General features: G+C 33.6%; 22 protein-coding genes. 8 read left to right on the top strand and 14 right to left on the bottom strand.

All coding sequences use genetic code 11. The features are described from left to right. Positions 1–7: 7 nt before the first annotated feature. Together ACGK9U_RS11240 and ACGK9U_RS11235 are read right to left on the bottom strand one after the other, a co-directional pair. Positions 8–1387, bottom strand: coding sequence for a M20/M25/M40 family metallo-hydrolase (locus tag ACGK9U_RS11240; RefSeq protein ID WP_394466474.1), 1380 nt, complete (start codon positions 1385–1387; stop codon positions 8–10). Positions 1388–2390: 1003 nt separating this feature from the next. Beyond that, positions 2391–3209 (bottom strand): T9SS type A sorting domain-containing protein, encoded by an 819-nt coding sequence (locus ACGK9U_RS11235; RefSeq protein WP_394466473.1) that lies wholly within the window; start codon positions 3207–3209, stop codon positions 2391–2393. A 469-nt stretch (positions 3210–3678) separates the two neighbouring features. Between ACGK9U_RS11235 and ACGK9U_RS11230 the strand changes: the two genes are divergently transcribed. Beyond that, positions 3679–3804 carry a hypothetical protein gene (locus ACGK9U_RS11230; RefSeq protein ID WP_394466522.1) on the top strand — a complete coding sequence of 42 codons (126 nt, stop codon included), beginning with the start codon at positions 3679–3681 and terminating at the stop codon, positions 3802–3804. Between the two features lie 48 nt (positions 3805–3852). On the opposite strand, the gene ACGK9U_RS11225 is transcribed toward ACGK9U_RS11230, so the two are convergent. After that, a complete protein-coding gene (locus tag ACGK9U_RS11225) occupies positions 3853–4719 on the bottom strand; it encodes a PPK2 family polyphosphate kinase (protein WP_394466472.1) in 867 nt (288 codons plus the stop codon). 129 nt (positions 4720–4848) lie between these two features. Here ACGK9U_RS11225 and ACGK9U_RS11220 point away from each other — a divergent pair, with 129 nt between their 5' ends. Next, positions 4849–5589, top strand: coding sequence for a hypothetical protein (locus ACGK9U_RS11220; protein ID WP_394466471.1), 741 nt, complete (start codon positions 4849–4851; stop codon positions 5587–5589). A 131-nt stretch (positions 5590–5720) separates the two neighbouring features. Here the strand turns inward: ACGK9U_RS11220 and ACGK9U_RS11215 are convergent, their stop codons facing one another. The 6 genes from ACGK9U_RS11215 to ACGK9U_RS11190 form a co-directional block, all read right to left on the bottom strand. Next, positions 5721–6884, bottom strand: a complete 1164-nt coding sequence (locus ACGK9U_RS11215) for a sigma-54-dependent transcriptional regulator (protein WP_394466470.1) — start codon at positions 6882–6884, stop codon at positions 5721–5723. Positions 6885–6968: 84 nt separating this feature from the next. After that, positions 6969–7907, bottom strand: coding sequence for a mechanosensitive ion channel family protein (locus ACGK9U_RS11210; protein WP_394466469.1), 939 nt, complete (start codon positions 7905–7907; stop codon positions 6969–6971). 4 nt (positions 7908–7911) lie between these two features. Beyond that, complete coding sequence (locus ACGK9U_RS11205) at positions 7912–9216, bottom strand: ABC transporter permease (RefSeq protein WP_394466468.1); 1305 nt, start codon at positions 9214–9216, stop codon at positions 7912–7914. A 54-nt stretch (positions 9217–9270) separates the two neighbouring features. Further along, a complete protein-coding gene (locus tag ACGK9U_RS11200) occupies positions 9271–10197 on the bottom strand; it encodes an ABC transporter ATP-binding protein (RefSeq protein ID WP_394466467.1) in 927 nt (308 codons plus the stop codon). Between the two features lie 343 nt (positions 10198–10540). Beyond that, a complete protein-coding gene (gene dnaJ, locus ACGK9U_RS11195; RefSeq protein WP_394466466.1) occupies positions 10541–11659 on the bottom strand; it encodes a molecular chaperone DnaJ in 1119 nt (372 codons plus the stop codon). Positions 11660–11709: 50 nt separating this feature from the next. Continuing rightward, on the bottom strand, positions 11710–12261 hold the full coding sequence (locus ACGK9U_RS11190; RefSeq protein ID WP_394466465.1) for a nucleotide exchange factor GrpE: 552 nt from the start codon (positions 12259–12261) through the stop codon (positions 11710–11712). 288 nt (positions 12262–12549) lie between these two features. Here ACGK9U_RS11190 and ACGK9U_RS11185 point away from each other — a divergent pair, with 288 nt between their 5' ends. Further along, positions 12550–13200 (top strand): hypothetical protein, encoded by a 651-nt coding sequence (locus tag ACGK9U_RS11185; RefSeq protein ID WP_394466464.1) that lies wholly within the window; start codon positions 12550–12552, stop codon positions 13198–13200. A 141-nt stretch (positions 13201–13341) separates the two neighbouring features. Here ACGK9U_RS11185 and ACGK9U_RS11180 read toward each other — a convergent pair whose 3' ends face one another. From ACGK9U_RS11180 to ACGK9U_RS11170, 3 genes are all read right to left on the bottom strand, one after another. After that, on the bottom strand, positions 13342–14247 hold the full coding sequence (locus ACGK9U_RS11180; protein WP_394466463.1) for a TIGR01777 family oxidoreductase: 906 nt from the start codon (positions 14245–14247) through the stop codon (positions 13342–13344). A gap of 289 nt (positions 14248–14536) precedes the next feature. After that, the gene (mnmD, locus tag ACGK9U_RS11175) at positions 14537–15280 is read right to left on the bottom strand and encodes a tRNA (5-methylaminomethyl-2-thiouridine)(34)-methyltransferase MnmD (RefSeq protein ID WP_394466462.1); all 744 of its coding nucleotides are present in this window, start codon (positions 15278–15280) and stop codon (positions 14537–14539) included. A gap of 2 nt (positions 15281–15282) precedes the next feature. Continuing rightward, positions 15283–15741, bottom strand: a complete 459-nt coding sequence (locus ACGK9U_RS11170) for a DUF4920 domain-containing protein (protein WP_394466461.1) — start codon at positions 15739–15741, stop codon at positions 15283–15285. 94 nt (positions 15742–15835) lie between these two features. Between ACGK9U_RS11170 and ACGK9U_RS11165 the strand changes: the two genes are divergently transcribed. Then, positions 15836–16903, top strand: coding sequence for a branched-chain amino acid aminotransferase (locus ACGK9U_RS11165; RefSeq protein WP_394466460.1), 1068 nt, complete (start codon positions 15836–15838; stop codon positions 16901–16903). Between the two features lie 104 nt (positions 16904–17007). On the opposite strand, the gene ACGK9U_RS11160 is transcribed toward ACGK9U_RS11165, so the two are convergent. Both ACGK9U_RS11160 and ACGK9U_RS11155 read right to left on the bottom strand, forming a co-directional pair. After that, positions 17008–17394: a hypothetical protein gene (locus tag ACGK9U_RS11160; RefSeq protein WP_394466459.1), complete on the bottom strand. Its 387-nt coding sequence runs from the start codon at positions 17392–17394 to the stop codon at positions 17008–17010. A gap of 474 nt (positions 17395–17868) precedes the next feature. Then, positions 17869–19905: a dihydrofolate reductase gene (locus ACGK9U_RS11155; RefSeq protein WP_394466458.1), complete on the bottom strand. Its 2037-nt coding sequence runs from the start codon at positions 19903–19905 to the stop codon at positions 17869–17871. A 181-nt stretch (positions 19906–20086) separates the two neighbouring features. Between ACGK9U_RS11155 and ACGK9U_RS11150 the strand changes: the two genes are divergently transcribed. The 4 genes from ACGK9U_RS11150 (at position 20087) to ACGK9U_RS11135 (ending at position 22198) form a co-directional block, all read left to right on the top strand. Beyond that, positions 20087–21127 carry a GyrI-like domain-containing protein gene (locus ACGK9U_RS11150; RefSeq protein ID WP_394466457.1) on the top strand — a complete coding sequence of 347 codons (1041 nt, stop codon included), beginning with the start codon at positions 20087–20089 and terminating at the stop codon, positions 21125–21127. Next, complete coding sequence (gene crcB, locus ACGK9U_RS11145) at positions 21128–21493, top strand: fluoride efflux transporter CrcB (RefSeq protein WP_394466456.1); 366 nt, start codon at positions 21128–21130, stop codon at positions 21491–21493. It begins immediately after the preceding gene. 163 nt (positions 21494–21656) lie between these two features. Further along, on the top strand, positions 21657–21899 hold the full coding sequence (locus ACGK9U_RS11140) for a type II toxin-antitoxin system ParD family antitoxin (RefSeq protein WP_394466455.1): 243 nt from the start codon (positions 21657–21659) through the stop codon (positions 21897–21899). Continuing rightward, entirely contained in the window at positions 21896–22198 is a 303-nt protein-coding gene (locus ACGK9U_RS11135; RefSeq protein WP_394466454.1) for a type II toxin-antitoxin system RelE/ParE family toxin, read from the top strand. The genes ACGK9U_RS11140 and ACGK9U_RS11135 overlap by 4 nt, the downstream gene beginning before the upstream one ends. The last annotated feature ends 1 nt before the right edge of the window (position 22199 follow it).

Here is a 22199-nt window from a genome sequence, read left to right as displayed (position 1 = left end):
AAACCTGCTAATTGTTTTTCACTCCATATTTATCGAACAAGTACACCAAAGCGGTCATGGTGGCTGCACCTAATTCCAACTCGCGTTTATTAACGGCATCAAACGTATCGTTACTTGCATGATGATGATCGAAATAACGTTGTGAATCGGGGCGTAAACCTGCTACCACGTTACTTTTATTCTTTAAAGGACTTACATCGGCTCCTGTGCCTCCTTTTTCAAAATAATGAATTAAATAAGGCTTAAATAACGTTTGCCAACTTAATATTTGGTTGAAATTATTATCGCTACAATCGAAACTAAAACCTCGAGGTGTAAATCCGCCAGCATCACTTTCTAAAGCAAACACATGGTTTTCTCCTTTTTGTTTGGCTTCTTCTGCATATTTGTTGGCTCCGCGAAGGCCATTCTCTTCATTCATAAACAATACCACACGAATACTGCGTTTTGGCTTGATACCAGATTCTTTTAACAATCGTAACACGTCCATAGATTGTACCACGCCAGCACCATCGTCGTGCGAACCATCACCTAAATCCCAAGAATCTAAGTGTCCGCCAACTAGCATATACTCATTTGGAAACTGGCTACCGGTTATTTCTCCAATCACGTTGTATGATTGCACATCGGCTAATTGTTTGCAGTTTTGTTTAAAATAAAACTTAATGTTTTTATCAAGCTGCAACATGGTACTTAAAATTTCGGCATCATTAGTACTTATGGCTGCAGCGGGAATGCGTTTTTCAACAGGAATATCATCGTAAGCCATACTTCCTGTGTGTGGTAAATCGTCCAATCGTAAATTCATAGATCTAACTATTACAGCAACCGCGCCATACTTTGTAGCTTCAACAGCTCCCTTATATCGTTGGTTTACACAGCCTCCATAAGCATCAAAGGTTTGAATTAAATCTGCTTGCATCGGACGATTGTAAAAAACTATTTTACCTTCAATATTAGCCTTTCCTAAAGTTTCTAATTCTTCAAAGTTTTTCACTTCAACAATATGGGCTTTAATTCCTAAAGAAGGTGTTGCAACCGAACCACCTAAAGCACAAATATTTACTGTATTGGTTTTTCCGGGGGCGGTTTCTATGTAGGCGTACTCTTTAGCACCTCGAACCCACCTTGGCACCATAACGGGCTGTAACCAAACCTTATCCAAGCCTAAAGCTTCTAGTTCCGCTTTTGTGTAAGCTACTGCTCTTTCGGCTCCTAAAGAACCCGATAAACGACTTCCTATTTGAGTAGATAAATGGTTTAACCAATCGTAACTTTTGCCATTTGTTAGTGAGGTGGTATAAATTTTCTTTAAAACGGCTTCATCGGTTTGGGAGAAAAGTGCAATTGAAAATGTAAATATCAAAAATATAAATAGTCTTTTCATGCCATGTTTTTGTTTCGTTAAATATAGAATTTCTAAAAAAAACATGGCAATAATAAAATATAAAATTCTGTTAAAGAAAATTTAAATAAAGAACAATTTTAATATCCATTTAAATCATATCAGAACTGTTCCTTAAACGAATTTTTGTATTCATAACCTTAGATTTTATTGTTAATAATATTCATAAACTATTTTTGTGTTTCCATATGATTTACAAACGACCCTTCCTACATTGTCATACTGATATTCGTAAACATAGTAGGTATCATAACCTGAAGATAATAGGTGATTAAACTCTTGTGAGACCGGAAAACGGTTTTGTGTAATTTTACCAGGAATTATCTCAATTTCATAAAATAAATTATTTGCACTATTATAACCTGAAAAATTTGTCTTGGAATATAATTTAAAGGCATTACTTGAATGATAATCATCTACATGAAAACTTCTATTGATTTTAAGATTCCATCATCCTAGTATTCATAAGAGTCTTTATGACCATAATGAAAATCAAAGTTGTTTTCGGTTTTTTGAACAATTTGACCTTGATTATTGTAGGTAAATAATATTTCCGATCTTCCACTCCACATCCCATTATACCTAAGCACCTTAATAATCCTATCATCATTCCAAACAAAATTATATACATCATGTCCCCTCAGCAACTTAACTTTGTCTAAATTATCATAATAGTAATCATTTGAAAAACTTGTTCAGAGGAGTTGGGATAACTATATAGAACTTTCAATAATTGCCCATCGCTTCTAAAATAGTATTGAGTCTAGTTAGTTAATGTTTCATTTTGAAACTCTAACCGCAATTTTGGAAAACCAACTTTCGAAACAGCACTAACATCATTTTCTGGTAATTAATTGGCATCTTGTAGATTAAGAATTTCTCCGTTATTTGAACAGTTAGTAAGAAATACAATAACTACAAAACAAACTATATACTTAACATTTGTTTTCATTGTTAATGCTTTTATAGGTATTAATTAAACTTTTTACGGTATTATAAATTTCCTTTGAAAATGATATGAATCATTTAATGACCATAATTTTATAATGTAAACACCCGAAGCGAGTGCTTGAACATCTATCCTTTCATCATTAGACTTTATATTTCCACAAAATATTTCTTGCCCTTCTATAGAATAAATACTGTATTTAAAATTATCGTTTAGATTAACAATCAATATTTGCCTATTTATTACAACCAATTTAAATTTTTGATAGTTTTGCTTTTCTAAACCTAAAACTATCTGACCAGTAAGAATTGGCGTATTGGATATTGTGTTATAAGCGTAATCTTTAATAACCCAATGGACATAACTTATAACATCTAAACGAACCCATCCATAATGGATTTGCCCATTAACTAAAAAGCGTAATCCAAGGTATTTATCGCCTTTATTTTTCCAATTATAAAAGCACTCATATTCGCCTGCAAAGCAATCTCCAACAGTAAACAAACCCCATTTTTCATAAATTTCTCCATTTTTATAACCCGAAAGTGTAAAAACTTCTTTACCACTATCAAGAGGTAGTGCGTTTGAATACCAAGGTTGGACAGTAATAATTCCATTAAAATTATTAGTTGAACGAATTTCAAACCAATAATAATCATAATAGGATGTATTCAAAATAAAATCAATAATTCCATCATTGTTTAAATCCAGATTATAATTGTCTCCAACTTTATTTGCTTCAAAGTCCGGTTCTATATCTGTATATATAATTTGACCATTCAGGTTAAGTATACACATATAAGCCGAAAATAAAATCAGCTTTCTAAAATAAACTCTAAAATTAAAATTTTTCATTTTTACCTGATTTTCAACATGTTAATATGCAAATTTAAATTACATTTGAATATCAAAATAATTTTAGAGACAGAATCATGTTAAAAAATGACACAAAGCATATATCAGTCGACGAAACTTGTTTGTTGCTATTTTTTCTTTTTATGTCTTTAATGTGTACGATATAAGCAATCTATCTTTTTAATCAATTACATTTATAAAATTAAAGCTTTCAATCATGCGTGAATTTATCTTATCTAATAAGAAATGGTATAGTTTTAGCAGACATTTGGTTTTTTTACTTTTTGGGGGTGGATATTTTACAATGGTACGCTATCTTAACCTCTTAATTTTATAACGACTGGGAAATTTCCAAATTTCCTTATGTCGGTTGCAGAAGGCTTTTTTTTCCACTATTTACTCATAAAAAAACACATCTTTGTAGAAAAACAATATCGGCTATCGAAGCAATGATTGATAAAATAATTTTATTCGCATTCACCGTTCTTTTATTGTAACGTTTAATAAAATAACTGAATTTACACACGAATTTGTGGAAATTAATAACAAAGAGTTGCATATATGGAAGTTTTCTTTAGATCATTTTTTTAATTGATAAATTCCGGGAAAACACAAAATTAATCAAGAAAAAAACCACAAAAATCTATTCGTTGTTCAAATAACCTCTATACATTTCTATATTGGCTTTAATATCATCATCCAACTCAGGTTCTTGTATATCGGTATACTTCTTTAGGGTATCGTACATTATTTTTGCAACTATGTAGCGTGCAGAATCTTTATCATCGGCAGGAATGGCAAACCAAGGCGCGTGTGGTTTTGATGTTCTGTTGATGGCATCTTCATAGTAAGTTTGATATGCATCCCATAATTTTCGTTCTTTTAAATCGCCCGGAGAAAATTTCCAATTCTTTTCCTGTTTATCTAAACGGCGCAACAACCTGTTTTTTTGTTCTTCTTTTGAAAGGTTTAAAAAGAATTTGAAAATGATGGTGCCATTATCGGCTATATGTTTCTCAAAATTATTTATTTGTTCAAAACGGGCATCCCAAAAAGCATCATTTATATCATCTACAGAATTTACCGTGGGAATGTTTTCACCCAAAATATAACCGGGATGTACTCGTGTTACCAACACGTTTTCGTAGTGCGTTCTATTAAAAACCCCAAACTTGCCTCGTGCGGGCAACGCTATGTAATGTCTCCATAAGTAATCGTGCTTTAACTCCAATTCGGTTGGCACTTTAAAACTATGTACCACTACGCCCCTAGCATTAAACTCTTTAAACACTTCGCGTATTAAGCTATCTTTACCAGAAGTATCCATGCCTTGCAAACAAACCAACACCGCATATTTACCATGCGCATACATGGTATCTTGAAGTTTACCTAAATCTTTGCTTACATCGTTTAGCTTTTTATCGGCTTTTTTTATAACCTCTTTAGTTTCAATATCTTTTAATGAAATTGAACTTGATACTTTATATTTCTCTATGAATTTATCTTCCATGTGTAAAGTTTTGTTTGCAACTAATATTCTATAAATATAGTAAATCCCACAAATTCGATGAACTACACATATATGTTTAATGTTTTTAATACTTTAGCACCACCTATTTATGTTTTTAACCCAAATTTCATGAGAAACCTTTACTTATTTTTAGTTTTAATTACTTCCTTTTCCATTAACGGACAAACTGAATGCGATGATGCCAACTACTATCTTGTGAGTGCTTATTCGCATGTAAAATCATCTTATGATGCCAATAACATCAGCCATTTAAAGTATTATGCAAACCGATCGGTTGAATCATTAAACCTTTCAAAAAAGAAATTAAGCAGTTGTGATTGTGCTGCTGCAAAAGAATTTGCCGACAAAGCCATTATTTTATTGTCTAAAGTTGAAGCGGCCAAAACTTATGAAGACGGCAGGTTTTATGTAAAACAAGGTCGGGATTTAAGTAAAGAAAGTGTTATTGCAATTGATAAATGCATGACATCCACCAAAACCGAAAATATTACAAACTTAGATGCTTTAAGCGATTTAGAAAAAGAACAGCAAAAATTAAAACAGCAACAAGAAGCTTTAAAACTTAAGGAAGCTGAAATAAAAGCAAAATTAGCCGAACAGAAAGAAAAAGAATTAGAACTTAAAAAGGAAGCATTAATTCTGAACTATCAAAATGCTATTACTTCCAATATCAAAACCTACAACGAAACACTAAAAAGCTGTAATTGCAATCACCAATCCATAAAAAATGTTGATGATTTAGAGGGTGTCACATCAAAAAGCATTGAAGAATTAAAGGTTTATTACGTAAACAACCTTAAAACGTTGGCTTCAACATATTTATCGGAGTTAAGTTTGTGTAGCAAGTAATTTGTCTGATCGAGTCTTTCGACTGCGCTCAAGATAAACTAATGTCGAGACCTAAAATTACAGTCGGAAACCCGAAGTTCTCGAGTGCGCTCGAACGAACAGCAATACTATGTATGTTTAAAAAAATAAAACTATTTACTGGCAAACATTTTTACATCTTGCTCGCTTACTTCGGTGCCACCTAAAATAATCAAACGCTCTACAACATTGCGAAGCTCTCGGATATTACCTGTCCAATCATAATCTTGTAACAACTTGATGGCTTTATCTGAAAACATTTTTTTAGCCGTACCCTGTTCGCTTGCTATTTTTTCGGTGAAATGATTTACCAATAACGGAATATCATCCCTTCTATCATTCAATGCTGGCACTTGTATTAGAATAACTGCTAAGCGGTGGTACAAATCTTCACGAAATCTACCTTCAGCTATTTCCTTTTTTAAGTCTTTATTGGTGGCGGCAACCACACGTACATTCACTTTAATATCTTTATCGCTACCCACACGTTGAATACGGCTTTCCTGCAACGCCCTTAGTACTTTGGCTTGTGCCGGCAAACTCATATCACCTATTTCATCTAAAAAAATAGTACCACTATTAGCCGCTTCAAATTTTCCAGCTCTATCTTTTACAGCGCTTGTAAACGCCCCTTTTACATGACCAAACAATTCACTTTCAATAAGTTCGCTTGGTATAGCGGCACAATTCACTTCAATCATTGGGCCGTTAGCACGTTCACTTTTTTGGTGCAACCAGTGTGCCACCAATTCTTTTCCCGTTCCGTTTGGTCCGGTAATAAGCACGCGCGCATCGGTTTGAGCTACTTTTTCAATAATCTCTTTTATGTGGGAAATGGCAGTACTCTCACCTATCATTTCAAAATTCTTGCTGACTTTCTTTTTTAGCAATTTATTTTCAACCACCAGTTCTTTTCTATCCAAAGCATTTCTAACGGTGTTTAAAAGTCGGTTTAAATCGGGTGGTTTCGATATATAATCGAACGCACCCATTCGCATGGTATTAACGGCTGTATCTAAATCGCCATGACCCGAAATCATGACCATGGGTATTTCTGGTTTTATTTTTTTGGTAGCCTCCAACACTTCAACACCATCCATTTTTGGCATTTTAATATCGCACAGAATTAAATCGAAATCATCATTTTTAATTTTTTCAATTCCTATCAAGCCATCTTCAGCTTCTTCTACTTGGTACGATTCATTTTCTTCTGAAAGAATTTTAACAAGCACACGTCTGATAGCTGCTTCATCTTCAATTATTAAAATTTTTGGCATAAGTATTTTTATATTTTTAGAAAATAGACAAAAGACATCTACATTTCCATATTATTAATTTTTAATTATCATTTTTAATTGAAATCAATCTTTACTCAAATTGGTATTAAACTCCGATTGTTCCAATCTTAAACTCACACTTTGATCCGGTTTTTGAATAATATGTATGTCGCGTTGTGGGAACGGTATGCTAATATTATTTTCTCTAAATAGTCTATCTATTTCAAACCTAACTTCACTTCTTATGGCGTTGGCATTGAAGCTATCTGCAATAGTAAAAACCACTTTAAAGTCTAATGAACTATCTCCAAAATTGGTAAATCGCACAGCAATATCATCCTTATCCAAAACAATGGGGTTTGAAGCTGCTGCTTGTATTAGTATCTTTTTTACTAGCTGCACATCGCTTCCGTAAGCAACGCCAACTTCTACATATTCTCTTGTATCCGTACCATTTTGTGTCCAGTTATAAAGGCTGTTTTCTAGATATAAATGGTTAGGGATTATTAATACCTTATTATCTATGGTTACAGCTCTAGTGGTTCTTAATTTTATTTCTTCAACACGTCCAACTTTACCATCAATTTCAATTATGTCTCCCACATGCACGGTTTGGTCTACTAAAATAAAAACACCCGAAATAATATCTTGAAATAAGGTTTGAAGTGCCAAACCAATACCAATCATTAACGCTGCCGATGCTGCAAAAACAGCCGTAACATCTACGCCTACACTGTGTAAGGTAAGAAGCAAGATAAGCAGATAGACCAGCCATCTAAAATACCCAAATACCACATTAAACTTGCCTTTATCATCATCCGGTAATTTTCGGGTAATTATTTTTAAAACAAATCTTAAAATTAAGGTAGTGATAAAAATTACCGTTATAATAATAAGTACGTCTTTTACAGAAATACTAATCCTATCGGTAAAATCATAATGCTGATTTAGAAAGTTTTTTACCCCTTCCCAAATAGAACTTTTTTCAACCGTCTTTTCTATCTTTTCTAATTCCTGAATCATTTTTTTAATATTTAATCCATTTTATCAACTCTTTGTAGGTTGGTTTTTTGCCATACATCAAAATTCCTACGCGGTAAATTTTTGCTGCAAACCAAACCGTGAACATAAAGGTAGCAATTAATATAAATAACGACACCAACTGTTGCCATATGGGAACACCAAACGGAATACGCATGAGCATAACCACCGGTGATGTGAATGGTATAAATGAAAACACCGTTGACACTGTTCCATGAGGATCTTCAATAACCGTAAAAAATCCTATATAAACGGCTAAAATTAAAGGCATGATGATGGGCAACATAAATTGTTGCGTGTCAGTTTCATTATCAACCGCAGCACCAATGGCAGCGTATAACGAGCTGTACAACAAATAACCTCCAATAAAAAACAGTATGAAAGCTGTGATTAAATTAGTTAAAGGCAAATGGAAAAATGCATTTATAAAATCTTGAACCTGCATACTTAATTCTGGATTTGCCATGGCTTGCTCCACCATTTCCTGTTGGGGCGTTTGAATATTGATGCCAAAAATTAAAGAAACCACAGATAAAAGAATACCGCCAATTACTAGCCAAATTACAAATTGTGTAATACCAGCTAACGAGGTTCCGATAATTTTACCTAGCATCAATTGCATGGGTTTTACTGAAGAAATAATGACTTCTATAATTCTGCTGGTTTTTTCTTCAATAACACTGCGCATAATCATGTTCCCATAAATAATAATAAACATAAACAACAAATAGCCAGCTGCACCACCAAAAGCCAACTTCATAATGCTATCTATTTTTGATGTTTTTTCACCAGCAAAACTTTCCTGCGCAATATTTACACGTATTTTTGAGTCGTTAATCATTTGTAAATCAACACCATTTTCCAAAAGTTTTATATTGGTTAACTTTTTTTCCAATTTGCTTTCTAAATCTGATATTAAGGAAAGTGATGGCGATTCTTCCGAATAAAACTTAATATGATTTGAAATGGTATGAATGTTTTCAACTCTATCAATATGCAACAAACCTACCGAACCACTTTCTTTTGCCAATACCTTGGCATCGCTAAGCGACATATTTTCCAATACATTGTACTTGGTTTTGTCGGTATTCTCGAAAACACCGTTGGCAAAACCTGACTCGTCTAAAACTGTAATGGTTCTTACTGTATCATTATTTAACTGCGATAGATAAGCAACTACCGAAATGAGCACAATCATGATAAGCGGACTTAAAACAGTCATGACTATAAACGATTTGTTTTTAACTTTCGTTAAATATTCGCGTTTTATTATAAGTGGTAAATGGTTCATTAGGTGTTGTTGGGTTTTAACGATTACTCATTGTTAATTATCAATTGTTAATTGTCAATTGTTTTTCACGGTTTGAATAAAAATATCATTTACACTTGGTATTAATTCCACAAAATGCGATACGTCACCTTTTGAGGTTAAAAAGTTCAATAAATCGTTGGGGATATCACCCTCATTCAGTTTTATATTAAGCTTTAATTCGTCTTCCAAAGTTTTGAAATTGGCTAACGACACATCAAACTTTTGTAATAATTCTGCTTTTAACGCCTCCTTATCAGTTGAATTAATACCAACTTCAAACGTATTGATTTTATATTGACGTTTAATATCTACCAGTTTTCCATCTAGGATTTTGTTCGATTTATGGATTAAAGCAATATCATCACACAACTCTTCAACCGATTCCATACGATGGGTTGAAAAAATAACGGTGGCACCATGATTTCTTAAATGTAAAATTTCATCTTTAATTAAATTGGCGTTTATGGGATCGAAACCAGAAAAAGGCTCATCAAAAATCAAGAGTTTTGGCTGATGCAATACGGTAACTACAAACTGTATTTTTTGCGCCATCCCTTTAGATAACTCTTGGATTTTTTTATTCCACCAGTCGCCAATCTCCAACCGTTCAAACCAATATTTTAAGCGTTCTTTGGCTTCGGTTTTACTCAAACCTTTTAATTGTGCTAAATACAATGCCTGCTCGCCCACTTTCATAGATTTGTACAAACCACGTTCTTCTGGCAAATAACCAATATCTTTTATGTGGGTAGCGCTCAACAAATCGCCATCTAAATGTACTGTACCAGCATCGGGCATGGTAATTTGGTTGATGATGCGAATTAAAGTTGTTTTTCCTGCACCATTGGGCCCTAATAGCCCAAAAATACTGCCTTTAGGAACCGAAATTGACACATTGTTAAGGGCTTTAAAGTCTCCAAAATTTTTAGAAACCTGGTTAACTTCTAATAAGTTACTCATTGGTAGTTTTTAATTGACTTGTAGTTTGTAAATATATTAAATGTTAAAACAGTAGTTCAATGCTTTGTATATTATTTATAGTTTTTTTATGAATTTATGAAGAAATTTTTAGGTATAAATAGACCCTTCGACTGCGCTCAGGGTGACAAACCGCTATAAAAACAAAACCCACCCTTAAAAAAGATTAAGGATGGGAAAAAAATTGCTATGAAAAAGAAAAATTATCACTAAAATAAATTAGTGATAAACCAAATATATGTTTTTTTTTCTAAAAACCCTTAAAACGGAACTAGAAACTTTAAAAAAAATAATCGATTACTTGAAATTTCTTTTATCACTAATATTATGAAAACATGTCTTTTACTTTCTCAAAAAAAGATTTATCGGTGTTATCTGGTTTTGGTGTAAAATGCTCATCATTCTGCATGGCTTCAAAAAACTCGCGCTGTTGTTTGCTTAAGGTTTTTGGTGTCCAAACATTTACATGTACCAATAAATCGCCTCTACCATAACCGTTGATACTTGGTATTCCTTTTCCGCGTAAGCGTAAAATTTTACCCGATTGTACACCAGCTTCTACCTTGATGCGCACTTTACCTGTTACCGTATCAATTTCTTGCGACGTACCTAAAACAGCATCGGGGTAACTTACGTACAAATCGTAATGTAAATTATCGCCTTCGCGTTGTAGTTTTTCGTGTGCTTCTTCCTCAATAACCACAATAATATCGCCCGAAATACCATTTCCTGGCGCTTCGTTACCTTTCCCAGAAACTTTAAGCTGCATCCCATCTACAACACCTGCAGGTATTTTGATTGATACGGTTTCTTCTGAAATCTTCAAACCTTGTGCATCGGCATCGGAAGGTTTTTTATCAATGGTTTGTCCGGCGCCACCACACACATTACAAGGTGCCGATGTTTGCATTCTACCTAAAATGGTATTTGCAATTCGGGTTACTTGCCCAGACCCGTTACATGTAGAACAGGTTTTATAAGTGGTACCTGGTGCTTGAACTTTACGTTTTACTTTTATTTTCTTCTCTACGCCATTAGCAATTTCCTCTAAAGTAAGTTTTACACGAATGCGTAAATTACTTCCTTTAACACGACGTTGACCTCCGCCACCGCCAAAACCTGAGAAACCACCGCCAAAGCCGCCACCGCCAAAAATATCACCAAACTGACTGAATATGTCATCCATATTCATGCCGCCACCACCAAAACCACCGCCATTTTCAAAGGCTTGGTGACCGTATTGGTCGTAACGTGCTTTTTTGTTTTCGTCGCTTAACACTTCATACGCTTCGGCAGCTTCTTTAAATTTTGCCTCAGCATCTTTATTGTCTGGATTTTTATCTGGGTGATACTCAATAGCTTTTTTACGGTATGCCTTTTTTATTTCAGCAGCCGATGCTCCTTTGCTTATCCCTAATATCTCGTAGTAATCTCTTTTAGCCATGTCCTATCCTAAATCCTTTCCAAAGGAAAGGACTTTTTTTAAGTTAATATTTATTGTCCGATAACAACTTTAGGAAAACGTATTACTTTCTCGCCAAGTTTATAACCTTTCTCTACAACATCAATAATTTTTCCTTTTAAATCGTCTGTAGGCGCAGGAATTTGCGTAATAGCTTCGTGGTTATCGGCATTAAATGGATCGCCTTTTGCAACAGCAACCACTTTAAGTCCTTTTTGCTCTAAGGTGCTTACCAGTTTGTTGTAAATTAACAACACGCCTTTACGTAAAGCTTCTGCCTCTTTATCTTCGTCAATATGACTTAATGCGCGTTCAAAATCGTCCAAAACTGGCAGTAAGGTTTTCATAACGTCTTCACTGGCAGTAGAAAACAACTCGATACGCTCTTTAGAGGTACGACGTTTGTAGTTTTCAAACTCAGCAAATAAGCGTAAAAACTTATCCTTTTCTTGTTTTAGTTCACCTTGAAGTTTCTCCTCAACTGTTTGTTCTTCAACAATTTGCTCTTCAACCTCCACTGTTTCGTTTTGCACAGCGTCTACTTGCTCCTTTTCTATATCGTTTGCTTTATCCTTTTTACTCATTGTTGTATCTCAATTTTTATACAAATACTTAAATTGGTTGGCAAAAGTACTGCCATTATTGTAAAAATGTCATAATGTCATTAAAATATTTTTTTATTGGAAATAATAAAGCTGTTGATTTTGTAGAAAAAATCAACTACCTTCGTTTAACGTATGATATAAAACATTTGTGCTGAACTTGTTTCAGTATTAAAACGATTTCATATCAAAGTAGTTATCCAACATTTGAGAAAACACTACGAAATAAACAACAAACTTCTGAAAGGACTACTTTTTGACAACCTCAAAATGATAGCTCTTTTAATCATCGCATTGCCTTTTTATTGGAAATGGAGAAACGGAACCGAATTTGTTCTTGACCAACAAATAATCATAATCTTTAGTGTAATAGTCTTGATTATGAACATTCCATCTTTATTAATCTATCTCAATTATTACTTTGAAAACAAAGACACTTCTTTTACTTTGGACTTTGACTCAAAAAAAATTGAAATCACTCAAAATGGATTAACTAAAGTTTACACCATAAATGATGTTGCTGAATCAAACTATCATCTCGGAATTTATTACAAAAATGCAATAGATAGAGCTGGACGGATTCCAATGCTCGTATCTGAGTTTGGATATTGGGATTTAAAATTTAAAAATGGAGACAGATATTATTTAACAAATATTCTTCACGACTTTATACACGATACACCTTTTTTAGGGAAAACAAAATACCGATTTAGAATGTTTACTTACATTAATAAATCGGATTCTAAAAAAGCGGTTGAATTAAAAGAAAAAAGAGAAAGAACTCGAATTGAAAAGTTCATTGAACAATATGAGTCGAAAAACGAAAAACAATTAATTGAAATTTTGGACAACAGCAAAAGCTATCAAAAAGAGGCTGTTGAAGCAGCTAAAATAGTTCTGAAAAATAAAAACGTTGGGTAGCATTGTATAAAAATAATGCGTAAGTTTATTCCTAAATAAAAAGTTAGTACTTGTTTGCTTGCATCTGATTTTCCTTCGGAAAATCCTCACACTCAAACTACGCACTTTTCTCATACGTAACCTTTAAACAAGACCTTCAAATCACCCCAACAAATCCTCCAAAGCAGGTTGTAAGTGGTGGTATTCAAAATAAAAACCTTTATCTTCTATTTTTTTATTGCTGACGCGTTGGCTATCAAACAACAAGGTATGCATATCGCCTAAAACCAATTTCATAAAAACCCTTGGAATGTTGGGCAAAAACAAAGGTTTATTTAATGTACTCGCTATAGTTTTTGTTAATTCTTGGTTGGTTACCGGGTTGGGCGCTACACCATTATACACTCCAGGTAGTTGATATTTTAATACATATAAAAATAGTTGTGCCAAATCGGAGATATGTATCCACGATTGCCATTGTTTTCCATCGCCAAAAGCAGCACCCATGCCTAATTTAATAGGTTTAAGCATTTCGGTAAGCGCACCACCTTTATGGGATAGCACCAAGCCTATTCTAATTTTAGACACCTTAATATTTAATTCGGAAAAAGCATCTACTTCCTGTTCCCAAATTTGTACGACGCTACTTAAAAACGAATCGTCAAAATCTTTAAAGGTTTCATCGTAATAATTAATCAACGAATCCGGATAAATACCAATGGCACTTGCTGAAATAACCTGTTTTACCGTATGCCCAATGGATTTTAAACTAGAAACCAATAGCTGCGTAGTTTCTTTTCGGCTTGAAATAATCTCTTTTTTGTATGAGGAAGTCCACCGTTTTGACACCGTAGCCCCTGCTAAATGGATGATAGCATCTACACCTTTAAAACAATTGATATCAATTTCCTGTTGTTTGGGATTCCAATAAAAGCCTTGTGTTTTATCGGATTGATTTATTTTAGATTTGCTCGTGGTTAAGTAATTTACCGCAATATCTTTTTTTAAGCAAAGTTTTACAATCTCTTGCCCAATAAGTCCCGTCGCTCCTGTAATTAAAACTCGCATTTTTCTTTTTTATTTAAAGTTACGAAACGGAAAAGGCATTTGCTAAGGTTTTGTATTAGGTTTAACAGAATGGGTATAATTGAAAAAAGTTGCAAAGAGGCAAAGAAGCAAAGTGACTAAGCAAACTTATAGTCTATGAATACTGTTTGCTGTGATTGAAAACTGAGACTGTTTAGTGGCGCGTAACATTTGGCTTCGCCGAATGCTAAGAGACTTTAACTCACTTAACATTTGGCTAGCGCCGAATGCTCAGAGCCTTTTCGTGGCTCTGAGCATTTAACTCCAAAAATTATTTTAATTGAGTCATTGAATGCTTCGTTCCTCTCAGCATTTCTCTCTTACCTGGTGGCCCAGGGAGTTTTTCAACTAGAAAACCTACGGCTTGCATAGCGCGACGTACACTGCCTTTGGCGGCGTAGGTTACCAATGCACCGTTTTCCTTTAAGGCATCAAACATTTTTTTGAAGATGGTTTCCGTCCATAACTCGGGTTGAACACGGGCACCAAAAGCATCAAAATAAATGAGGTTGTAACTATTAGTCTCTTCAATTTCTGAAAAAAAACGGTTTTGTTTAGTAAGTGAAAAGTTATTGGAAATAGCATGTGGAATTTCCCAAGAAATTTCGTGCATGGTTTTAAAAAGAGGTTCTTTTCCGTTTGCCTCTAATTGATTGGGATAGTTGAGTTGCTCAATTTCATTCATTCCTACAGGATAGCCTTCAACACCAACATATTCAATTTTAACTTTTAGTTTTTCGGCTTCAAGTAAAGTTATAAAAGCGTTTAATCCTGTGCCAAAGCCTATTTCTAGGATTGAAATTGGCTCATTCCATACTTTCTGAGACTTCTCGACTGCGCTCGAAGTGACATCAATAGAAATCTCTTTTTTAAAACAAAAATAATTCAAGCCATGTTTTATAAATACATGATACGCTTCTTGTATGGCGCCATGTTTGGAGTGGTATTGCTCATCCCACTGCGGCAAGTGTATAGTTGTTGATCCATCTCCGGTAATTACTACTTCTCTTTCCAAATTTATTGTTTTATTAAAACACCATCGGCTTCAAAAGAATAAGTGCGTTTGGGTTGGGTAATACTTGCAATTTCTTCAGAAGTTTTTCCTGCATCTTCAGCATAATGGCGTTGTTCATCTACCGAAACCTCGTTTACAAAAGCTTTTCCGTTTACAATCACTTCTTTTCCTGTAATGTCTTTCGGTACAAAAAAACCGTAATCTTTAAATTTCACCATCACTTCACTCCCATCTTCCAAATTTAAAGTCATCCAGCAGCCTTTTGCTTGACAAACATCCATTACCTTAGCTTTTCTTTTAGAATTCACGCTATCACCAACCTGCATGTGCTTATATTGCAATGCCATGAAAGACGCTTCTTTAGCTTCATCCGCAGATATTTTTTCTCCAAAGGAATAGTATTTATCTTTACAAGAATTTAGCAAGAACAGACAAAAAGTTGCGAATAATAGATGTTTCATACAATAAAATTTAATTTTTGGATGATTTGTTGTAAATATACCTCTTTTTTAAAAACGTTTTTACTTAAATTTGTAACTTAAAATAACAAGATTTATGAACTCTATAATCAACGACATCGAGATTATAAAATCGAAAACTACCAAAATAAACGAGGTAGATTTTGATAATTTGGCTTTTGGAAGTGTATTTTCAGACCATATGCTTGAATGTAATTTTAAAGATGGTAAGTGGGAAGCGCCTAAAGTGATTCCTTACCAAGCCATTACTTTAGACCCTTCTGCTAAGATTTTCCATTACGGACAATCGGTTTTTGAAGGTATGAAAGCATATAAAGACGCCAACGAAGATGTCTGGTTATTCCGTCCGTTAGAAAATTTCAAACGTTTGAATATTTCATCTAAACGTTTAGCAATTCCTGAATTGCCAGAAAGCCATTTTATGGAGGGTTTAAAAGCCTTACTGGAAGTTGATAAAGATTGGATTCCTAAAAAAGAAGGCAGTTCTTTATACATACGCCCTTTCATTTTTGCATCTGGAAACGGTTTTCATGCATCGCCTGCCAATGCGTATAAATTCATTATTTGTACCGCACCATCTGGCGCTTATTTTTCAGGAAAAGTAAAGGTATTAATTGAACAAACCTATTCGCGTTCTGCCAATGGTGGTGTTGGTTTTGCTAAAGCTGGTGGCAACTACGCAGGGCAATTTTACCCAACACAATTAGCTGTTGAAAAAGGATACCAACAAGTTATTTGGACTGATGACACCACTCATGAATATATTGAAGAGGCTGGTGCTATGAATATTTTTGTACGTATAAACGATACGCTAATAACAGGCCCTACTAGCGACCGTATTTTGGATGGAATTACCCGAAAAAGTATTATTGAATTGGCTAAAGCTGAAGGCATAAACGTTGAAGTTAGAAAACTATCGGTACACGAAGTGGTTGAAGCTGCTAAAAACGGTACTTTAAAAGAAATGTTTGGAGCAGGTACGGCGGCGGTTATTTCGCCAATTTCAGGATTTGGATATAAAGACAATGATTATGATTTACCTGAATTAGATGATACTTACGCAAGCTATTTAAAAAAGCGTATTACCGATATTCAAACAAATAAAGCTGAAGACCCGTTTGGATGGCGTTATAAATTAGATTAAACATTAAGGATATATTAAAAAAGAGAAGCTATTTAGCTTCTCTTTTTTGTTTGTGAACTTTATAATTAGGTGATTCTGAAATAAATTCAGAATGACAGCAAAAACTATTTACCTAAAATAGATGCAATATTTGGTTTAAAATAATTAGGCCCTTTCAGCACCTTACCATCTTCTCTGTAAATAGGCAAACCATCTTCTCCTAATTTACTCATATTACTACGCTGTATTTCATCAAACACTTCTTCAATTTTATACTGCATGCCGTGTTCTATAATAGTTCCGCATAAAATGTAAAGCATATCACCAAGGGCATCGGCTACTTCTACCAAATCGTTGTTGTTGGCTGCTTCCAAATACTCCTCATTTTCCTCTTTCATTAAACTAAAACGCAGTGTGTTTTTTTCAATACCTAAATCAGCCTTTGGAATTTCACTATGTCCAATTTTAAATGCCGTATGAAATGCTTTTACAGCTTCTATTTTATTTTTCATTTTATAATTACCTATTTTTGCATAAAAATAACCATATGTTTAGTAAAGGTCAAATCATTTTCGGAGTTTTATTTTTTATAGTGTTCGCCATTGTTATTGGTTACACTTACCGAAAAGATTTTAAACTCCACAAACGTTTTTACTCTGGTAGTATTTGGGTGCTTATTGCATTTATAACCTTTATTCTTCTCATTACAGCTATTAAATTTATATTCAAGTAATAAAAAGTGTATTTTTCACACTAGAAAAAAAAACTTTTTTATCTTGTTTTATAAATAGTTTGAAAACTTGACGCAACCTTTTTTAAAATCTTGCATCTAATGAGTAACTAACATAACTAAAATCATGAATATTATTCTTATTATCAGTGCTCTTATAGTTGTAAACCTTATTCTTTTGGTATTTAGTGTTAATAAAAAAACAGAACCTTGATTAAGATTCCGTTTATAGTTTAATTACTATTTTATACTCTTATCAGTTTACTTCTGGCAAGAAATTATATTTTTTACTATAATCTAGCATTTGTTCAACAAATGTTTTAGGATGCTCTACGTTCACTTCAATTATTTCACCAGCCTCGTTTGTTTTTGCAACCAATACAGGGTTTACATAACCTGTATATGGTGCCGATTTAAATTGTTTGTTACGCTCCAATACTTCAGCATGTATTTTTTGATCTACTTTTACACCATAAGTTTCAACTAAAGTTTCAGCAGCTTTAAAATCGCCTTCAGATTTTATACGTTGTGTTTCTCGTAATAATTCTCCAAAAAGCTCACGAAGTTTTACATAGTTGTTTATGTTAAAATAGGTTTTTCCGTTTCGGGTAATTTTCTCTATGACATTATCGGCTTTTCCTTTTTCAAAAACCCATGCAGAAATCCATTGTCTGTTTCGCATGTGTGCTTCTTCAACATCATCACCTAAATTTAAACGGATTAATTGCATTAAAAGTCCGTTTCTAATATAATCGTTATACGCCGCTTTTCCTGTTTTTTCCCAATCATCGGTTAATCCCAATTCCTGAATTTTACTATCGTACAAATAATAAAGTGCTACCAAATCGGCACGACCTTCCTCAAGCGTAGAAGCATAGTTTTTTAAAGTTTCTTTGGTTTCGCCAACACCAGGGTTTAATTGACCCGATGCATGCCCAACCACTTCGTGTAAAGCCGTATGCAACTTATCGGCCAACTTACTGTAAACTTCCTCTAATGCCAACTCTTCTTCATCGTTTACAAACTCTTTCAATCTATCGGAACTTCCTGCGTTATTACTGGCATCTACAATATTCCCTAAAGACACCGATTTGCTTCCTACAGCGGCACGAATCCAGTTAGCATTTGGTAAATTAACACCTATAGGCGTACTTGGTGAGGCATCACCCGCTTCACCTGCCACATTAACGGTTTTATACGAAACACCTACCACATTCTTCTTTTTATGGGGTTCCATTAAAGGTGAATTATCTTCAAACCATTGGGCATTTTTTGAAAGCACTTCCATTTTTTTCGACATATCAAAATCTTTAATTTGTACAATAGATTCATAAGAACCTCTATAACCTAATGGGTCTTTATACACTTCAATAAAACTATTTATATAATCGATATTGCCTTCGGTGGCGGCTGTCCAAAGCACATTATAATCATCCCAAGTTTGTAAATCGCCTGTTTTATAATATGTAATTAACAAACCTAATGCATTGCCTTGTGCCTCGTTTTCTGCAACACCCTTAGCTAATTCCAACCATTTGATAATTTCATCAATAGCCGAGCCGTATAATCCACCCGATTTGTAAACACGCTCTTTAAGCACGCCATTTTCTTTAACTAATTGAGAATTCAATCCAAAAGATAAAGGTTTAGCAGGATCTGGAGATTTTTTAGCTGCATAAAATGTTTCAACATCTTTATTGGTTACGCCTACACCATAAAAATTAACTGCCGATTGCGCTACGTTATCAACCCCTTTGGCTTGATTTACTTTTTTAGCATCCACATCATTAAAAATAACATCAAATGCTTCACCTTCTAAAACCGTATTGGTTTCAGCTAGTAATTGTTTTAAATAATCGGCTGAAAATTCGGGTTTTATTTTGTCGTTTGAATAGTGATGATGAATCCCATTACTAAACCAAACCCGTTTTAAATAAACTTCAAAAGCATTCCATTCTTCAGAAGTTTTATCGCCTTTAAAATTAGTATAAACGTTTTCTAAAGCCTTTCTAATTTTAAGGTTGTGTCTGTAATTTTGGTCCCACATAATATCGCGTCCAGACAAACCTGCTTGGGTTAAATAATAAACCAATTTTTTTTCTTTTAAGGTTAAGTCTTCCCAACCTGGAATTTGGTAGCGCAATACTTTAACATCTGCAAATTGATCAACATTGTAATCAAACGTTGGTTCATTTGCTTTTAAATCTTCATTATTTTCTTTAGTTTTATCATTTCCACAGGAAAACATCAGTGCCCCAATAAGCACAAAACTCAATACTGATTTTAGTTTCATTTGTTTTTAATTATTTTTTCTTATAAAAAAACAGCAATTAATCAATCTAAATTGTTGATTATATTGATTTATGATATTTAAATTATTGAATATTTATTTTTAATAGTGCAAATGTAATAATTTATTAATGAGAATTTAAAATTGTTTATCTTTGATTCGCATCTTTTCAAAAAAAATTAAAATGAAGGTTTTTAAGTATATCGCATTTTTATTGTTAATCGCCATAATTGGAACTTCCATTTACATTTCGGTGCAACCTAACTCGTTTGAAGTTAGCCGAACCCGAACCATGAAGGCACCCGCAGCGGTTATTTACAATAATGTTATAGATTTTAAGAACTGGAAAGATTGGTCGTCTTGGGTTGAAGCAGACCCTAACATGAAAATTACCTATCCAAACCAAACTAAAGGTGTTGGCGGTTCATACTCTTGGGAAGATAAAAATGGCATTGGTACTATGAAAACCATTGAAACCATTGCAAATAAATTCATCAAACAACAAATGCAGATTGCCGAGTTTCCTGCATCAGATATTACTTGGGATTTTAAACCCAATACTAATGGTAGTACCAATGTAACTTGGAGCATTTCTGGCAAAGATTTACCATTTGGTTTTATAGCCTATACGGTTTTTACTGGCGGTATGGAAAAACAAATTGGATCGCACTACGAACGCAGTTTGGAAAAATTGGATAGCATTGTAGTTGCAGAAATGAAAAAATACAGCATCACTGTAAATGGTGTAACAAACCATAGCGGCGGTTACTATTTATACAATACCGCATCATGTAAAATAAGTGAATTAGAAAGCAAAATTCAAGAAATGTTGCCCAAAGTTAGTGAATATGCCATAAAAAATAATATAAGTTTAGCAGGCACTCCGTTTATAAATTATATAAAATGGGATGAAGAAAACAATGCCGTTATATTTTCGTGTTGCATTCCAACTACTGAACAGGTTATTACTGCCGAAGGAGACGATATACTTACCGGTAAATTTGAAAGTTTTAAAGCCATCAAAACAACTTTAAAAGGAAACTATAACCATTTAAAAGAAGCTTGGGAAACTGCTATGGCATATATACCCAAAAATGGTTTTGAGTTTGCTGAAAATGGCCCTATGATTGAAACTTACTTAACAGATCCAACAAAAACACCAAATCCTGCCAACTTGGTTACCGAAATTTATATTGCTGTTAAAGAAAAAGATACCATTGAATAAATGAAGAGCATTTTACTTGTTTTTTTTGGAGGTGGTTTTGGCAGTGTACTGCGTTACATTATTGGAAAATATTTGAACAATCCTGAAAACGGCATTCCTTATGGCACCTTTCTAGCCAATATTTTAGGCAGTTTACTTATTGGGCTTATTTTAGGTTTTGCCGCCAAAAACGACTCGTTAACCCAAAACCAAACCTTACTACTTGCCACGGGTTTTTGTGGTGGTTTTACAACCTTTTCTACCTTTGCTTACGAAAACCATGTGTTTTTAAAATCGGGTGATTTTTTAAGCTTTGCCACTTACACCATTGCCAGTTTTGTAATTGGTTTTTTAGCGGTGTTTTTAGGGATGTTTTTGGTGAAGTAAGCTTTACATTTGTTTAACCCATGATAATATTCATTATAGCTAAGCTTCTTATCTGGCAATAAAACAAGTGATTTTAGCTTAATTTCTGAACAAAATATATTTCAAATTCAAGAACTTGCCAAAATTACCAAGATTTGGTATATTTGAGTAAATTTATTTGAAAATGGGAAAAAACACATCAATATCACTTGGAAATCATTTTGAAGAGTTTATCAATAACGAAGTTAAATCTGGAAGGTATAGTTCTGTAAGTGAAGTAATAAGATCTGCTTTAAGGCTTTTAGAACGTGAAGAAAAAAAAGAAATCGAGCTAATAAAAGCCCTTGAAACAGGAGAGCTTAGTGGCTTTGTTGAAAACTTCGACGCAAAAGATAACCTAAAAGAATTACATCGTGAACACTTATGAATAGAAACAAATATCGAATAAGCAAGCAAGCTATTACCGATTTAAATGATATTTGGATTTATACATTCCATAAATGGTCTAAAGAACAAGCAGACAGATATTACAATTTAATTATAAGTGAAATTGAATTCGTTGCAGATAATTTTATGACTGGTAAATCTGTAGATCTAACACGTAAAAACTATAGGGTGACTAAAATAAAATCACATCTAATTTTTTATAGGAAAATAGAAGATGGCAAAGTTGAAATAGTCAGGATACTACATCAAAGAATGGACATTAAAAAGCGAATAAAATAGA

It is taken from the genome of Mariniflexile sp. HNIBRBA6329, assembly GCF_043558645.1.
Taxonomy (GTDB): domain Bacteria; phylum Bacteroidota; class Bacteroidia; order Flavobacteriales; family Flavobacteriaceae; genus Mariniflexile.
The sequence above is the reverse complement of the archived record's forward strand: the minus strand, read 5'-3'. Positions and strand labels throughout refer to the sequence as shown.

What these genes read in the sequence shown, in the direction of transcription:
- ACGK9U_RS11240 (WP_394466474.1), bottom strand. Translation starts at nt 1,387, where the DNA reads ATGAAAAGACTATTTATATTTTTGATATTTACATTTTCAATTGCACTT.
- ACGK9U_RS11235 (WP_394466473.1), bottom strand. Translation starts at nt 3,209, where the DNA reads ATGAAAAATTTTAATTTTAGAGTTTATTTTAGAAAGCTGATTTTATTT.
- ACGK9U_RS11225 (WP_394466472.1), bottom strand. Translation starts at nt 4,719, where the DNA reads ATGGAAGATAAATTCATAGAGAAATATAAAGTATCAAGTTCAATTTCA.
- ACGK9U_RS11220 (WP_394466471.1), top strand. Translation starts at nt 4,849, where the DNA reads ATGAGAAACCTTTACTTATTTTTAGTTTTAATTACTTCCTTTTCCATT.
- ACGK9U_RS11215 (WP_394466470.1), bottom strand. Translation starts at nt 6,884, where the DNA reads ATGCCAAAAATTTTAATAATTGAAGATGAAGCAGCTATCAGACGTGTG.
- ACGK9U_RS11210 (WP_394466469.1), bottom strand. Translation starts at nt 7,907, where the DNA reads ATGATTCAGGAATTAGAAAAGATAGAAAAGACGGTTGAAAAAAGTTCT.
- ACGK9U_RS11205 (WP_394466468.1), bottom strand. Translation starts at nt 9,216, where the DNA reads ATGAACCATTTACCACTTATAATAAAACGCGAATATTTAACGAAAGTT.
- ACGK9U_RS11200 (WP_394466467.1), bottom strand. Translation starts at nt 10,197, where the DNA reads ATGAGTAACTTATTAGAAGTTAACCAGGTTTCTAAAAATTTTGGAGAC.
- dnaJ (WP_394466466.1), bottom strand. Translation starts at nt 11,659, where the DNA reads ATGGCTAAAAGAGATTACTACGAGATATTAGGGATAAGCAAAGGAGCA.
- ACGK9U_RS11190 (WP_394466465.1), bottom strand. Translation starts at nt 12,261, where the DNA reads ATGAGTAAAAAGGATAAAGCAAACGATATAGAAAAGGAGCAAGTAGAC.
- ACGK9U_RS11185 (WP_394466464.1), top strand. Translation starts at nt 12,550, where the DNA reads ATGATAGCTCTTTTAATCATCGCATTGCCTTTTTATTGGAAATGGAGA.
- ACGK9U_RS11180 (WP_394466463.1), bottom strand. Translation starts at nt 14,247, where the DNA reads ATGCGAGTTTTAATTACAGGAGCGACGGGACTTATTGGGCAAGAGATT.
- ACGK9U_RS11170 (WP_394466461.1), bottom strand. Translation starts at nt 15,741, where the DNA reads ATGAAACATCTATTATTCGCAACTTTTTGTCTGTTCTTGCTAAATTCT.
- ACGK9U_RS11165 (WP_394466460.1), top strand. Translation starts at nt 15,836, where the DNA reads ATGAACTCTATAATCAACGACATCGAGATTATAAAATCGAAAACTACC.
- ACGK9U_RS11160 (WP_394466459.1), bottom strand. Translation starts at nt 17,394, where the DNA reads ATGAAAAATAAAATAGAAGCTGTAAAAGCATTTCATACGGCATTTAAA.
- ACGK9U_RS11155 (WP_394466458.1), bottom strand. Translation starts at nt 19,905, where the DNA reads ATGAAACTAAAATCAGTATTGAGTTTTGTGCTTATTGGGGCACTGATG.
- ACGK9U_RS11150 (WP_394466457.1), top strand. Translation starts at nt 20,087, where the DNA reads ATGAAGGTTTTTAAGTATATCGCATTTTTATTGTTAATCGCCATAATT.
- crcB (WP_394466456.1), top strand. Translation starts at nt 21,128, where the DNA reads ATGAAGAGCATTTTACTTGTTTTTTTTGGAGGTGGTTTTGGCAGTGTA.
- ACGK9U_RS11140 (WP_394466455.1), top strand. Translation starts at nt 21,657, where the DNA reads ATGGGAAAAAACACATCAATATCACTTGGAAATCATTTTGAAGAGTTT.
- ACGK9U_RS11135 (WP_394466454.1), top strand. Translation starts at nt 21,896, where the DNA reads ATGAATAGAAACAAATATCGAATAAGCAAGCAAGCTATTACCGATTTA.